Below are 14,914 nucleotides of genomic sequence, written 5' to 3'. Positions count from 1 at the left end.
CATGCCGTGTATATTTCAAAGTTAAAAGTTATTAGACTGCATGTTTTTTGTACTGTCTATACATAATTGCAAGTACAACTAACCACAATGGCGCAAAGATTACACCTATTCGTGTTTCTGGATTTACAAATAATACACAAAAAATAAAAGCAAAAAATATGATGATACATAATGCCATTACTTTACCACCAGGCATTTTAAATTTACTTCCTTTATGCAAATCAGGTCGAGCTCGTGTATATCTATAATACGCAATCATAATCAATGTCCATAAAAATATGTTTAATACTGTTGAAACAGTACTAATATAAACGAATACAGTTGTCGCATTAGGTATAAAATAATTTAGTAGTACTGCAAAAAGCAATAATATACATGTCACTAAAATTGCTGTAACAGGTACACCTCTACGATTCGTTACTTGGAACTTAGGTGGCGCTTGTTTTCTATCTGCTAATCCAAACAATGTTCTACTATTTGCAAATATCCCACTATTACAAGCAGATGCCGCTGCAGTTAATACAACAAAATTAATAATCCCTGCAGCAAATGGGATACCGACTAACGCAAAAACTTTAACAAATGGACTGCTATCTGGATCTAATTGATTCCAAGGTATAATAGAAATAATAATTGCTAGAGCACCGATATAAAATATTAGAATTCTAAATGGTACATTATTAATAGCCTGTGGAATAGTTTTATGAGGATTTTTAGTTTCTCCTGCTGTAATTCCAATCATTTCAATACCAAGGAAAGAAAAAATCGCCATCTGGAATGACATTAAAAATCCAGATATACCGTTGGGAAAAATCCCTCCGTTATTGTAAATATTAGAAACACTTGCATGCCCAAATGGCGTTTGATAAGCCATTACAATCATAACAATACCTATAATAATTAATGCGATGATAGTAACAACTTTAATAATAGCAAACCAAAATTCTAATTCTCCAAACAATCTCGTACTTAGTAAATTGAATGACATTAGCAATAAGACACAAGCTAATGCCGATAACCAATTTGGAATTTCTGGATACCAAAATGATACATATTTAGCTACGGCTGTAACCTCTGCCATACCGGAAATAATCCATGTTAACCAATAAGTCCAACCAGTAATAAAACCAGCGAGCGGCCCAACATATTCATTTGTTATATCCGCAAATGAATTGAATTTTGTATCTGAAAGTAACATTTCCCCCATAGCCCTCATAAACATAAATAAGGCAAATCCTACGATAATATATGTTAGTAAAATTGATGGACCTGCCAAACTAATAGACTGTCCAGCTCCTAAGAACAGACCTGTACCTATTGCGCCACCAATAGCAATTAATTGTATATGCCTATTACTTAACTCTCTCTTTAATCTGTCTGCCATAGTTCCTAACCCCTTAACCTTGAAATATGCGCACATTTCTATTTTACTACTTTTTCACTTGAACAAGAAAGTTACACCAAATTCACATTAAAAGTGTATTAACATGCTTTTAGCAAATAATTTCCCCTATTATATTTACTATTAACTCAATAATAAAAAAGTTAAATCACTTTATGTATGCGCTTACATAATATCACAATCATAAATCAACTATATTCATATTTCAACTTAAATTATTTTTCAAAAAGTTTTTTATACAATATTTATATCGCACCCATAAATATTCTCCTCTTGCTTATATTATAAAAACTGTTAAATTAAAAATATTAACTTATATATATCTGAGGGGGGATTTAATGCGCGCGATTTTTATAGGTATTCTCGGAGCATTATTTTTTTCAATCACTTTTATACTAAATCATTCTATGGCAAGTAGTGGTGGAAATTGGTTATTTAGTGCTTCATTACGTTTTATATTTATGTTCCCATTTCTTTTTATTTTTGTTTATATAAAAAAAAGACATGGATACATACTTGAACATATTAAAAAGTACTTTTTACAATGGTTACTTTGGAGTACTCTTGGTTTCGTCTTTTTCTATATTCCCATTACATTTGTCTCCAATTACAGCCCAGGTTGGTTGATATCAGCAACATGGCAACTAACAATTATATGTGGTTTATTACTTGCACCTTTATTTTATGAATATATTCAGTTTGATAAACAATTAATTAAAGTTAGAGAACGTATTTCTTGGCGCTCTGTTAGTACTTCTAGCGTTATGGTGTTTGGTGTCGTGTTAGTTCAAATACCTCAAATTACGTCCATAGAAATGCAAACCTTTATTCTCTCTGTTGTTCCACTTATCGTTGGAGCTTTCAGTTATCCGTTGGGTAACCGTAAAATGATGGAACTTGTAGATAATGAATTAACAACAATTGAACGTATTTATGGTATGACCTTAGTCACGTTACCTATCTGGATTACTATCTTTGTAATCGGTGTTTTTAAAAGTGGATTCCCTTCTTCTAATCAAGTATTACAAACTTTTTTAGTCGCTATATTTTCTGGTATCATCGCGACTACACTCTTTTTCTATGCTACAAATTTAGTAAAAAACAACCAAGCTAAATTAGCTGCTGTTGAAGCAACTCAAGCTACTGAAATAATCTTTACACTCATTGGTGAAATGTTATTTCTGGGGTTACCTTTACCAGATCCTATTAGTATTATTGGTATCATTATTATCACATTAGGTATTTTTGTTTATAGCTTTATGAATGCCAAAATTAGAGAAAACAATAGTGATATTCAAAAATTCAGCTAATATATCAAATCATATCAATGTATACTATTTCGTCACATTTTCAAAAATGACTAATAAAATATAATGAACACTATATCTACAATTTGAACTAAACAGTCACATTGACATTCTTATTTGAAAGCAAGATAATTTATATCAAATAGCATTGCTAGTGATATAAATTAAAGGAGGTTCAAGGTCAATGCCGACAACTCATGTTGACCCAAGAATTACCAGAACTAAAAAATTATTAATGGATGCCTTCCGAGCTATAGCAAAAGAAAAGAAACTTCAATCCATAACAGTGAAAGACATTACAGACCGTGCAACTGTTAATCGTGCAACGTTCTATGCTCATTTTTATGATAAATATGACATCATGGATTATACATTATCAGAAACTTTACTTAAAAACTTAAATTATTCATTAAATGTATCAACGGAACTCAATGAAGAAACGCTATGTAAAAGTTTTATTACTATCACAAGCTATATTCAAGAGACTCATAACGAATGCAAATTAAATAGTGAAGCTTATGGTCAAGTTGTAGAAAAAAAAGTAAAAGAAGAATTAGAGGATATCTTTCTAACACTGCTAGTACAACAACACGTTAACGAAAATCGTGAAACGCTTGCTACAACTGCGAGGTTCTTGTCTTGGGGGCTTTATGGAACAGCTAAGCATTGGTTCCATACGAGTCAATTACCAGCACAAACGTATATTAAACAAGCACTTCCTTTCTTAATGAATCAAAATACTAATTAAATATATTTAAAGAGCGGAGCTATAAAATCAAATGATATTTTTGATTTTATAGCTCCGCTTTATATTTTATACTGTAATTTAAATATCACATTACATTTTCAAACATATCAAATGTATTTTTTAATTCTTTATTCTCTATTTTCATTTATAAAATCTAACACTTTACCTGTTATCGCCACTGCGCTATTACTTTCACCCTCAATACCACCTTGATGCAATCCAATAACTTCATTATTTTCATTAAAGAGTGGTGAACCAGAATTACCACCATAAGTACTCGCATCATATGTAAGTATATTACTATTATTAGCTAAAATTTCTCCTTTACTTTCCCACATTGTCGCTAGTGACTTATCTCCAGGATACCCAGTAACCGTTATAGGTTCGCCTTCACTAACATTTGAAGCATCTTGTAACGTTGCTGGTTGAACAACATCACCTACTGATTGACCGTTTTTATTTTCATTAAAATGAACAACAACTAAATCTTCCTCACCAGGGTATGCTTTTATTTCTTTTTCAGTAAAAGTACCATTAGGAAATGTATTAGCATCTTTGGCAGCTGGTGCAAAGGTCATGTTGCCATCCGAAAGGTCTGCAACATGCTTATTCGTTAACACCGTATTCTTATCTATTACAACACCTGTCGCGATATTGTTTCCAATATTTATATAACCAATAGATTGATAATGTCCACTGTTTGTATTTTCAATTTGTGTTCTATCTTCGTTGGGTAATATAACTCTTGGCATTGCTTTGTTTTCAGCAGGACGTTCTGCTGTATTTTGCGTTGCTTCAGTACTCTGTGCTGTAGCATTAGTACTCTGAGCATCAATCTTACTATCACTATTAAACATTGCTAATGACAATACAGCGATAAAAGCACATGAGATACTATTAATTAATATTCTTTTCAACATAAATTAACCCTCCAATAAAATATAAATCTCTTCTTCAATTTAAAGAATTTTCTAAAAATAATCAAATTATATTATATTTTAAATTTCTTTACAAAAAATCATTTCATTATACATAGAATAATTTATATTCATTAAATAAAGATTTTACGTATTTAAGCAACATTTATGATTATGTGTTGTTTACACGATATATGCATAAACATGTTGTTTGCTATAATTAGAAACACGTTATACAATATAACTATGCAACAGGTGTTAGTTAGACGATTCGTGTTGTAAATTAAAAGTTAGGAGGGATAGACGTGACAACAATCCAACACCATCATGGGTTCCAACGAACTTTTCAAAAGGATCACTTGACCTTAGGGTTAGCATTTCCTTTCGACAATTCGGAAGACCATGAATTATCATTTGAAAATCAAATTGAGTTAGCTCAATATGCTGAAGAACTCGGATTTACTAGCCTATTTGTGCGTGACAGTCCGCTTTATAGTCCACATCTAGGAAATGTAACGACAAACTACGATCCGTTTGTATTTTTATCTTATCTCAGTGCCAAAACATCTAAAATCGCTCTCGGGACCTCTAGTATTGTTGCTACATTACGTCATCCAATTCATATAGCTAAGGCAGCTACTTCTCTTGACTTAATTTCAAATGAGCGCTTTTTGTTAGGTATGGCAACAGGAGACCGTAAATTTGAATTTCCTACATTTAAGATAAAAGAAGAACAGTTAACCGAAAAATTTCAAGATACTATTATGGCTATAAATGAGTTATGGCAAGTACATTCACCAGATATATCGAACTCAATATTTGAATTATATGCAGACTCAGGACTACAAATGTTGCCAAAGCATAAACATATCCCAATGTTTGCGACAGGCTATTCAAAACAACAAATGTCTTGGTTAAAGTCCAATATGGACGGCTTAATGTTTTACCCACAACCATTTCAACAACAGAAAGCGCTACTTCAAGATTGGCACAACAATGATACTTTCAAACCATTTATGCATCCGCTTGTTGTAGATTTATCAAACCAACCGAACGAATTAGTGAAACCTGTTAAAGGTGGTTATCGGTTAGGTAGAAATACTTTAATAAAAATTCTAAAAGCCTATGAAAAAATCGGCACAAATCATATTATGTTACATTTAAAATCAAATAGCAGATCATATAAATCATTATTAACAGAAATTGGCGATTATGTAATACCACATTTCCCGCCACATATATTACAGGAGGAACATAAAAATGACATTATTAGACAGAATTAATGAACTTGCAAATAAAGAAAAAGTAGAAGCATTGAGTGTTGAAGAAAAACAAGAACAACACATATTAAGACAAGAATATTTACAAATGATTCGTGGACAAGTTATTAATACATTTTCAACAATGAAAGTAGTTGATCCATTAGGTGAAGACGTAACACCTGATAAAGTTTATAAATTACGTGAAGAAATGGGCACATTAGACCTTAATTAAAACACAAAAAAGGAGTGAGTCAGCAATCTAGTTAAAGATAGATTGCTTGCTCGCTCCTTTTTTATATCTTATTGTGACAAGATTTGTTTCATAGAACGTTTAACACTTCCCGCATACATGCCACCAAATTTAACTAAATGAACCATCAATAAGTACAATCTATAGAATTCGAGACGCTTTTCTACATCTTCGTTTAGTGGATAATGTTTGTCATATTCATTGTAAAATGCCTCTGTAAAACCACCAAAGACAGTAGTAATACCTAAATCAAATTCTCTGTCACCATATAATGGCGCTGGGTCAAATAACGCTGGTGAACCATCTGTCAGGAACATATAATTTCCACCCCATAAATCACCGTGCAATAAAGAGGGTTTACTTGGATGTTGTTTTAATGTATCTACAATTACTGAACGTACAGATTCATATTGTGAAACATCGTCGTCGCTCCAAGCCCCTTGCTCTACTAAAGTTGCTTTCAGATGATCTAAGCGTCGATTCACAAATAATGTTATCCAATTATCTGTCCAACTATTATCAAATGTTATATCTCCACCTTCATAAGGTAAATCAAAACCAAACTTGCCATTTGCTTGTTGTTTACTATGCATTTGGGCTACTAATTCCCCTAATGCTTCTTGACTTCCTGTACGACCTTCATCTAAATAAGTTAATAATAAATAAGCATCGCCCTCAATTTCACCACTACCTATTACTCGTGGTGCAGTAACTTCCGCCTCTTCAAAAAGTTTTAAACCTGAAATTTCTGCGGCAAAAAAAGATGCCTTTCGGTTTCGTTGAACTAATAGAAAATAGGCTCCCTCAGTTGTCTCAATTTTAAATGCTTCGTTTACATCTCCCCCGCTAACAGGTGTTATAAACTTTATATTATTTAAAGGCAATTGTGTTTGCCATGACTGTTTCATGAGTTATACCTCCAATTATTATAATTAAAAATAAATACATCATTATTATTGCCTTTTTTAACTTATGTAATCACTCACATGTTCAAATAAATTATATGTGAAAGTTTTAATAATTCTTTTATTTACTCTAGGCATATAATACGTAAAATGCTAGTCTATTAAAGACATCTTTTTCAATTTTACTTTTTTTAATTGACTAAGCACTCATCACAATACATAGTTTTATTACAAATAATTTGATAAATGGAGCGATCATGATATGTATAAACTCATCAAACCTATTTTATTCCAAATAGATCCTGAAAAAGCGCACGGTATGACAATTAACGCACTCAAATTCGTCCAAAAATACCCAAAACTTTTACCTGTTATTAATCAATTATTTCATTATGAAAATGAACGCTTATACCAAAATATCAAAGGCATTCATTTCGACAATCCGATTGGATTAGCGGCAGGTTTTGATAAATCTTGTGAGGTACCTAAAGCCTTAGAAAACGCTGGTTTTGGCGCACTTGAATTAGGAGGCATCACACCTATACCACAACCTGGCAACCCCAAACCACGGATGTATCGCTTAGTGGAAGATAATGCACTGATTAACAGAATGGGTTTTAATAATCTAGGCATGAACAAAGCTTTAAGTAATCTACGCAAATATAATTATCAAATTCCAATAGGCCTAAATGTTGGTGTTAACAAGACCACATCTTATGATGCGCGTTATGAAGATTATATTAAAGTTATCGATACATTTAAAAATGACGTTACCTTTTTTACGGTTAACATCAGCTCTCCTAATACAAAAAACTTACAAAGTTTCCATGATAAAGATGAATTCGCCCAATTGTGCGAAGCTATTCAATCTTATAAAGAAAAGCAAAATCTAAACGTCCCTATTTTCATCAAACTTACATCTGATTTAACATTAGATGGTCTTAATCAAATGTTAAAACCGATAACACAAACCTTTGACGGGATTATACTAGCCAATACAACTCAACAACGTGAGCACTTAAATTCAGACAATCGTCATGAAACAGGTGGATTGAGCGGAAGACCATTATTCAACCGTAATCTAGAATTAATTTCATATGCTTACAAACAAACAAATGGTGATTTCTTAATTATTGGTACAGGTGGTATTTTCAGTGATAATGATGTAATTAAAATGTTACGTAGTGGTGCTTCATTAGTACAAATATATAGTTCTTTAGTCTTTGAAGGACCTGGGTTAACTCAAAAATTAAATAAGCAACTCGCACATTATCTCAAATCTAATGGTTATAGTAATGTTAGCGAAATTATTGGGTTAGACTCCTAATATTTCTAGGTGATTGTCTATGCTCATTCTTGCACTACCTCTTTTACTTTAATAATAATAGGGTATATGTATAATAAAAGGAGGTAGTGCCATTATGTATAAAAATATATTATTAGCTTATGATTTTGATAATTCGTTTAACAATGTACCTGAAGAGTTGCAAAATCTAACCGCTGGCGTAGATGATGCTGAAATTACAGTATTCCACGTTATACCAGAAAGTGAGTTAGAAACTTCAGTACGGTATGATAATAAACACTTTGAAGATTTGGCACATGAAAAAAGCGAATTACTCGAACCTTTTGTTAACAAATTAGAAGACCTAGGTTTAAATGTAAATATTAGATTTAGTACAGGCTACATCAAAAACTCAATTTTGTCAGAAATTAACGAACATAGCTATGATATTATTGTAATGAGTAATACACGTACAAAATCAGATATTAAAAATATACTTGGTAATGTGACACACAAGATTGCAAGTAACGTAGATATACCTGTACTTATCGTAAATTAGCTTTCATATAAAAAACTCAATTCTTCCATCATAAATGAATAGAAGAATTGAGTTTTATTTTTTATTGCTGTTGCTTCAAATACTGTTCAATCACTTGTAAAACACCAGAGTCATCATTTGAAGGTGCTTTATGCTGGGCAACCGCTTCTACCTCAGGGCTACAATTAGCCATCGCATAGCTATGCGTAGTTAAGCCTAACATTTCTATATCATTATTGGCATCTCCAAATGCTAATAACTCGTCATGTTCAATCCCCCATTGTTTTAATATGTCTTGAATCGCAACACCTTTATTAACATTTGGTAAAATAAGATCCACACTATCGTTACCGCTTGTTACTGCACGTAATTCTCCTCTAAATTTAGTTTCTAATGCATCTATAACTGCTTTAACCAAATCTTTATCTTTGATGCGCATTGCAACTTTTACAAAATTATCTTCTTCTATATGTTCAAAAGACTCTACTTTTTCAATATCATAATAGTAGTTACTAATAAAATTCAAAAACTCCTCGCTACACGTCTGTTTCACGTAAGCTGATTTAATACCACTCAACACAATATCTGCTAGCCCAAAGTCTCTTGTAAGTGTCTCCACGACATCATAAATGAGTTGTTGATCAAAATAATAAGATGTCATCAATTCATTATCATAATAAGTAACAGCACCATTTTCAGCAACATACGTGATATGTTGGTCTTTTTCCGGAAAAAATGACTGTAATTGAGCATATTGATTACCACTTGCCACAATAAATTTAATATCTTGACGCTTCAACTCATTGAATATTTTCTCAAAATATACCTTATCGTATGTGTGATCCGATTTTAAAAAGGTCCCATCTTTATCTACAGCAATTGCTTTTATCATCATTGATACTCCCTTCTGCTCTCGAAGATATAATTAAATAACCATATACTTGCTTAAATTACATTACAATAATATTAAAAAGGTGACCATCAATATCTCTAAATAAGCCACCATAATACCCTTCGTGCATAGTACCACTTTGTAGGACTTCTCCACCTGATGCTTCAACTTGTTCTAATAAGCAATCCACCTCTTCCGGTTCAGATACAGAAATAGAAACTAATGTACTATGACTTCCGACATTTGAAACTTGGGCGACTTTCTCAAATTGATTACGTTCAATAAGCATTATGACTTTATTATCTAAAGTTTCAATTCCTCTCATTTTATCTAAAACTGCTTCGTTTCTTTTGATTGTAAAACCTATTTCACTAAAAAATGTTTCACTTGCTGCTAAATCTTCTACCGGTAAATTAAGCCAAGATGATTGTATATTCATTTTAGTTCCCCCCATTTTTTATCACCATACCATACTCCACTTTTAAAGTGCTATAAAGAACCTGTCTCATGCCTCTTCTTTCACTTTTATACGACAAGTTTTTAATGGAATAACTATAATAAATCATTATTTATTTGACACATAATCTCTAAATAAGTTAAAGTTTTCAACATCTTATTTGCTTATTTTCAACACTTTAAAGCATCTGAAGATAGTTATAACCAAATTATGATGAAATTAATGTCTATTGATAATCGTCACTATTTTATGGTACTTGAATGATCAAATCCTACATATCTCTGATTATTCGTTTTACATTAGCCATATTGTTTTAACTAAAAGGAGTAAAATAAAATGACTAGTACAATCAATGTGCACGTCTTACACACTGGTTCAGTGATTGTAGATGAAGCATTACCATTCAACTATAAATATAATCCACCTTTAGCATGGACCGGATTATTTAGATCTAAAAAGAAACAACTGCGCTTACCTGTATCTGTGTATCTTATAGAACATCCAAAGGGTCTTGTTCTAATTGACACGGGTTGGCATGAAATCAATCGAACAAAGCCTATTAAAAATTTAGCTTTTCAATATCCAATAAACAAGGCAGTTTTACCTAAAGGTACTGCGGTACATGAACAAATTGAAGCATTAGGCTATCAACCTTCGGATATAGATTATGTGATGTTGAGTCATTTACACTGTGATCATGCTGATGGCTTAGCACATGTAGCTGACGCAAAAAACATCTTAGTCAGTGAAGTGGAATGGAACGCTGCAAACAACGATAAAATACGTTATCTTCCACACCAATGGGACAATATTGCTATTCAAACCTATCCTTTAAAAGATAATGGCATTGGACCTACAGGTAAATCCTTTGATTTATTTGGAGATGGTACACTCGTGTTTATTCATACACCAGGGCATAGCGCTGGGCTATGTACTACACGTGTTAAAGCACATAAAGATGATGCGTCATACTTATTGTTAGCTTCAGACGTAGGTTATGCTGAAAAATCATGGAAAAACGGTATTTTACCTGGCCTCGTAGTAGATAAAGATGATGCAATAAAATCATTAAATTGGGTAAAAGCACAAGCAATAGATAAAGATTGTGTCAAAGCCATTGCTAATCATGATGCCGAAGTCCAACCACAAGTCATTTCTTTATAGTGAAATACTAATTAAACTGTATTTCACTATAAAAGCAATAAAATCTAATATTTGATTTATAACAATTACAATCAAACAAATTATAAGCAAAAATATAGTAACCTTAATAGATGAATAGATAAACTGATAAGGGCGTGCATATATGAGTATAACCAAGTTATTACTCACCTCGCCCTTTTTACATAATCTAAAAATTATAAATTACAAAATCCAACATCACCGAAAGGATAAATAATCACTTTAAGCAACTAATGACACTAAAACAAGCTATAATACATTATTCTTCATATATGTTCTCTAAATTTTCGCGAAATTTTCTGAATATTTAGAGATATTTATGCTATGATATAAATTATCATAATTTAGTTATAAAGTTTTACAATATAGTATTCATTGGGAGAGGTTTATTATGAAAGATTTTTTTAACAAAATTTTTAAAAAGGCAGAACCATCCGTTTATCAAGTGAAGGATGCCCATTTAAATAGAACATTACGAGTTAAAGACTTTTTAGCTTTAGGTGTCGGCACCATAGTTTCTACTTCTATTTTCACGCTACCTGGCGTTGTTGCAGCACAACACACAGGCCCTGCAGTTGCACTTTCATTCTTATTAGCAGCAGTAGTAGCTGGGCTTGTGTCTTTTGCATATGCTGAAATGTCATCTGCAATGCCCTTTGCTGGTTCAGCCTATTCATGGATTAATGTAGTATTTGGTGAAGTGTTTGGATGGGTGGCAGGTTGGGCTTTACTTGCTGAATATTTTATTGCTGTCGCCTTTGTTGCATCAGGTTTTTCCGCGAACTTACGTGGTTTAGTTTCGCCATTAGGTCTCGAATTACCAAAATCACTTTCTAACACATTAGGTAACGATGGCGGTGTCATTGATATTGTCGCAGCTATCGTGATTATTCTTACAACTTGTTTATTAGCATATGGTGTATCAGCAGCAGCACGTATCGAAAACATCCTTGTCGTCATTAAAGTATTAGCCGTATTATTATTTATTGTCGTAGGTTTAACAGTTATTGATTTCAGTAATTATGTGCCATTTATTCCTGAACATAAAGTTACTGAAACTGGATCGTTTGGAGGATGGCAAGGTATCTATGCTGGTGTGTCTATGATTTTCTTAGCATATATCGGCTTTGATTCAATAGCTGCTAATTCAGCCGAAGCAATCAATCCACAAAAGACAATGCCTAGAGGGATCTTAGGATCACTACTCATTGCTGTAGTATTATTTGTTGCAGTTTCGCTTGTGCTTGTTGGTATGTTTACATACTCAGCATATGCTGGTAACGCAGAACCTGTTGGTTGGGCATTAAGACAAAGCGGATTTGGTGTAGTAGCCGCAGTAGTACAAGCAATTTCTGTAATTGGCATGTTTACAGCACTCATCGGTATGATGTTAGCAGGTTCACGTTTATTATATTCTTTTGGTCGAGACGGCCTCTTGCCTTCATGGTTAGGAAAATTAAATAATAAAAACTTGCCTAATCGCGCTCTAATAATACTTACTATAATTGCTGTAATTATTGGATCAATGTTCCCATTTGCGTTCTTGGCTCAATTAATATCTGCTGGTACACTCGTCGCATTTATGTTTGTTTCTATAGGTATTTTTGGTTTACGTCCTAGAGAAGGTAAAGACATTCCAGTCCCAGCATTCAAAATGCCTTTTTATCCTGTAATGCCGATTCTCACATTCGTGAGTGTAGTCACCGTATTTTGGGGCCTAGGTGCAGAAGCAAAATTATATACACTCGGCTGGTTTATCATAGGGCTAATTATTTATCTCATTTATGGTGTGAGACATTCTAAAAAAGGAAAACCTTCTTAATAAAAAAACTGGGGAGTGGGACAGAAATCAAATTTTCTAACATAGATTTCGTAGTCCCACCCCGGCAATGGTGACTAGCATTGAAAAAAGCTTGATATAAGCGTATTTTCAATTCAGTCACCTACTGCCAAATTGAAAATGAGCCTGAGACATCTATTTATGTCCCAGGCTCCTGTTTTTTATGTTAGAAAAAGGATTATTCTTCATCCTCGTCTATTTGGGATAACTTACGAATATTAGAAAAATCTACTTTTTTAATTAATTTTTCATAGGTATTTAATGCCGATTCTGTAATTTTAAGTCCTTCTTCTGTCAAATAGATATACATAGCACGTTGATCTTCAACACATTCTTGTCTTACAACTAATGCTTTTTCTGGTTTTTCTATTCGTACAATCAATCTAGACATTGCACTTTGGCTTAAATCAACAATTTTTATCAAATCATTAATTTTATATTTTTTCCCTTTAGCTTTATAAATTTCATATAATACATAAAATTCTTTCAAGCTTAAATTGTAAGATTGCTTCATTTTTTTCTCAATTAATGTTTCTATATAATGAACGTATTTGGTTAATTGTACCCAATTATCAATTTTTTGTTGTTTTTCCATCATATCCTCCCAAAGATATATGTGTATGATTACTTATCATAGTTTATCTTTTACTCATTAAATTATCTATATTATAGTTAGCCAATGCAATATTCATCTATCATATATAAATCCCTAAGGCACAATTTATGAATTGTTATTAATATCTTACATCATCATAACGTATATTGAAATATTTGCCTGTGACCTTTTAAATTAATACATAAATTCGATTAGTCTTACTAAAACATTTAAAATTTCTTAATATCACTTAATTATTAAATCTCGATTTGACCAAAAATAATATCTAAAAAGTTCTCACTAAAAAACACCAATCCATTAAATGAAATAGATTGATGTTTTATTTGAGCATGGTAATATAAATCGATTAATGTTGTAATAATTTTTCTTTTAAATCTTTACGTTCATAGTCTAATGAATACGGATCATTTAACCAGTAAATACCTTCATCTACTTTAAACGTTTGACCTTTTTTAACTGCATCTGTGTTCTTCCAAACATCTTTATTTTCAAATGATAAATCACTGTCTTTAGCAACTGGCGTTACCACGTAATCACCCGTCATTTCAGGAATTTGTTCTTCAGAAATATCTGCCAAGTCTTTTTTTTGTGTTGCTTTTTCTACTTTCCCAGGCATTTTCAGTCCAAAGGAATCATATAGAATTTCACTGCCGTGGCCATATGTTTTTCCTAATGCATAGATTTTTTTATCAAAGTCTTTAATGATTGATACTGTAGTATCTGCACCAATAGCGTCTTTAATTTCTTTTCCATCGTCCTTAGTTTTTTCTTCCCATTGCTTAACCCATGCATTTGCTTTATCTTCTTTACCTACAATTTTACCTAACTCTTTATGTTGTTCTTTATAGTCATGTTTCATGTAGTCAAAAGCTATTGTAGGTGCAACTTTATTTAATTTTTTGATATTTTTATCTGTATTATACGTAATTATCAAATCCGGCTTAAGTTTTGCTACACTTTCAACATTTTCAGCATCTACTTTTTCTACATCTTTAAATTTATCTTTTAAAACTTTGCTATCATTTATAATATTAGCTACGCCAACGATATTGGCATCAAGTTGTTTCAATCCCCCTGCATATGTAGCCCCTAAGACTACAATACGTTTAGGTTTTTTCGGTATTTCAACTTTTTTTCCTGAGTCTTGTTTATATGTTGTCTTTTCACTATTTCCCTTTGACGACTTGTCATTTGAATCATTGCCACATGCTGCTAGCACAAGTATTAAAGCTAGCAATGGTAATAATATTTTTTTCATGCTTAAAATATCCCCTTTTCTCATATTGTATTTAATTATACATGAAGTCATATGA

General features: G+C 32.2%; 15 protein-coding genes. 8 read left to right on the top strand and 7 right to left on the bottom strand.

What is annotated here, in order from left to right; genetic code table 11:
- Nucleotides 1-31: 31 nt before the first annotated feature.
- Nucleotides 32-1,384 carry an amino acid permease gene (locus ACW5YJ_RS03325; protein ID WP_017723802.1) on the bottom strand — a complete coding sequence of 451 codons (1,353 nt, stop codon included), beginning with the start codon at nucleotides 1,382-1,384 and terminating at the stop codon, nucleotides 32-34.
- Between the two features lie 356 nt (nucleotides 1,385-1,740).
- On the opposite strand from ACW5YJ_RS03325, the gene ACW5YJ_RS03320 reads away from it, so the two are divergent.
- A complete protein-coding gene (locus ACW5YJ_RS03320; RefSeq protein ID WP_457338477.1) occupies nucleotides 1,741-2,712 on the top strand; it encodes a DMT family transporter in 972 nt (323 codons plus the stop codon).
- A gap of 181 nt (nucleotides 2,713-2,893) precedes the next feature.
- The gene (locus ACW5YJ_RS03315; protein ID WP_017723804.1) at nucleotides 2,894-3,457 is read left to right on the top strand and encodes a TetR/AcrR family transcriptional regulator; all 564 of its coding nucleotides are present in this window, start codon (nucleotides 2,894-2,896) and stop codon (nucleotides 3,455-3,457) included.
- A 128-nt stretch (nucleotides 3,458-3,585) separates the two neighbouring features.
- Here the strand turns inward: ACW5YJ_RS03315 and ACW5YJ_RS03310 are convergent, their stop codons facing one another.
- Nucleotides 3,586-4,377, bottom strand: a complete 792-nt coding sequence (locus ACW5YJ_RS03310; protein WP_457338476.1) for a trypsin-like serine peptidase — start codon at nucleotides 4,375-4,377, stop codon at nucleotides 3,586-3,588.
- A 302-nt stretch (nucleotides 4,378-4,679) separates the two neighbouring features.
- Between ACW5YJ_RS03310 and ACW5YJ_RS03305 the strand changes: the two genes are divergently transcribed.
- Together ACW5YJ_RS03305 and ACW5YJ_RS03300 are read left to right on the top strand one after the other, a co-directional pair.
- Complete coding sequence (locus ACW5YJ_RS03305) at nucleotides 4,680-5,657, top strand: LLM class oxidoreductase (RefSeq protein ID WP_017723806.1); 978 nt, start codon at nucleotides 4,680-4,682, stop codon at nucleotides 5,655-5,657.
- Nucleotides 5,635-5,868 (top strand): DUF896 domain-containing protein, encoded by a 234-nt coding sequence (locus tag ACW5YJ_RS03300; RefSeq protein ID WP_017723807.1) that lies wholly within the window; start codon nucleotides 5,635-5,637, stop codon nucleotides 5,866-5,868. The genes ACW5YJ_RS03305 and ACW5YJ_RS03300 overlap by 23 nt, the downstream gene beginning before the upstream one ends.
- A 68-nt stretch (nucleotides 5,869-5,936) precedes the next feature.
- On the opposite strand, the gene ACW5YJ_RS03295 is transcribed toward ACW5YJ_RS03300, so the two are convergent.
- On the bottom strand, nucleotides 5,937-6,794 hold the full coding sequence (locus ACW5YJ_RS03295) for a fructosamine kinase family protein (protein WP_457338475.1): 858 nt from the start codon (nucleotides 6,792-6,794) through the stop codon (nucleotides 5,937-5,939).
- Nucleotides 6,795-7,053: 259 nt separating this feature from the next.
- Between ACW5YJ_RS03295 and ACW5YJ_RS03290 the strand changes: the two genes are divergently transcribed.
- Both ACW5YJ_RS03290 and ACW5YJ_RS03285 read left to right on the top strand, forming a co-directional pair.
- Complete coding sequence (locus ACW5YJ_RS03290; protein WP_017723809.1) at nucleotides 7,054-8,118, top strand: quinone-dependent dihydroorotate dehydrogenase; 1,065 nt, start codon at nucleotides 7,054-7,056, stop codon at nucleotides 8,116-8,118.
- 94 nt (nucleotides 8,119-8,212) lie between these two features.
- On the top strand, nucleotides 8,213-8,635 hold the full coding sequence (locus ACW5YJ_RS03285; protein ID WP_017723810.1) for a universal stress protein: 423 nt from the start codon (nucleotides 8,213-8,215) through the stop codon (nucleotides 8,633-8,635).
- A 61-nt stretch (nucleotides 8,636-8,696) separates the two neighbouring features.
- On the opposite strand, the gene ACW5YJ_RS03280 is transcribed toward ACW5YJ_RS03285, so the two are convergent.
- Together ACW5YJ_RS03280 and ACW5YJ_RS03275 are read right to left on the bottom strand one after the other, a co-directional pair.
- Entirely contained in the window at nucleotides 8,697-9,506 is an 810-nt protein-coding gene (locus tag ACW5YJ_RS03280) for a Cof-type HAD-IIB family hydrolase (protein ID WP_107551375.1), read from the bottom strand.
- Between the two features lie 58 nt (nucleotides 9,507-9,564).
- Nucleotides 9,565-9,945 (bottom strand): VOC family protein, encoded by a 381-nt coding sequence (locus ACW5YJ_RS03275; protein WP_107551374.1) that lies wholly within the window; start codon nucleotides 9,943-9,945, stop codon nucleotides 9,565-9,567.
- A 354-nt stretch (nucleotides 9,946-10,299) separates the two neighbouring features.
- On the opposite strand from ACW5YJ_RS03275, the gene ACW5YJ_RS03270 reads away from it, so the two are divergent.
- Complete coding sequence (locus ACW5YJ_RS03270; protein WP_153672417.1) at nucleotides 10,300-11,127, top strand: N-acyl homoserine lactonase family protein; 828 nt, start codon at nucleotides 10,300-10,302, stop codon at nucleotides 11,125-11,127.
- 409 nt (nucleotides 11,128-11,536) lie between these two features.
- Nucleotides 11,537-12,967 (top strand): APC family permease, encoded by a 1,431-nt coding sequence (locus tag ACW5YJ_RS03265; RefSeq protein ID WP_426432802.1) that lies wholly within the window; start codon nucleotides 11,537-11,539, stop codon nucleotides 12,965-12,967.
- A gap of 196 nt (nucleotides 12,968-13,163) precedes the next feature.
- Here the strand turns inward: ACW5YJ_RS03265 and ACW5YJ_RS03260 are convergent, their stop codons facing one another.
- A complete protein-coding gene (locus ACW5YJ_RS03260) occupies nucleotides 13,164-13,580 on the bottom strand; it encodes a MarR family winged helix-turn-helix transcriptional regulator (protein ID WP_017723815.1) in 417 nt (138 codons plus the stop codon).
- 367 nt (nucleotides 13,581-13,947) lie between these two features.
- Nucleotides 13,948-14,859, bottom strand: a complete 912-nt coding sequence (locus ACW5YJ_RS03255) for an ABC transporter substrate-binding protein (RefSeq protein ID WP_017723816.1) — start codon at nucleotides 14,857-14,859, stop codon at nucleotides 13,948-13,950.
- Nucleotides 14,860-14,914 lie beyond the last annotated feature (55 nt).

The sequence above is a fragment of the Staphylococcus sp. mip270_02 genome, assembly GCF_054031535.1.
Note: the sequence above shows the minus strand (reverse complement) of the source record. Positions and strands in the feature narration are given on the sequence as shown.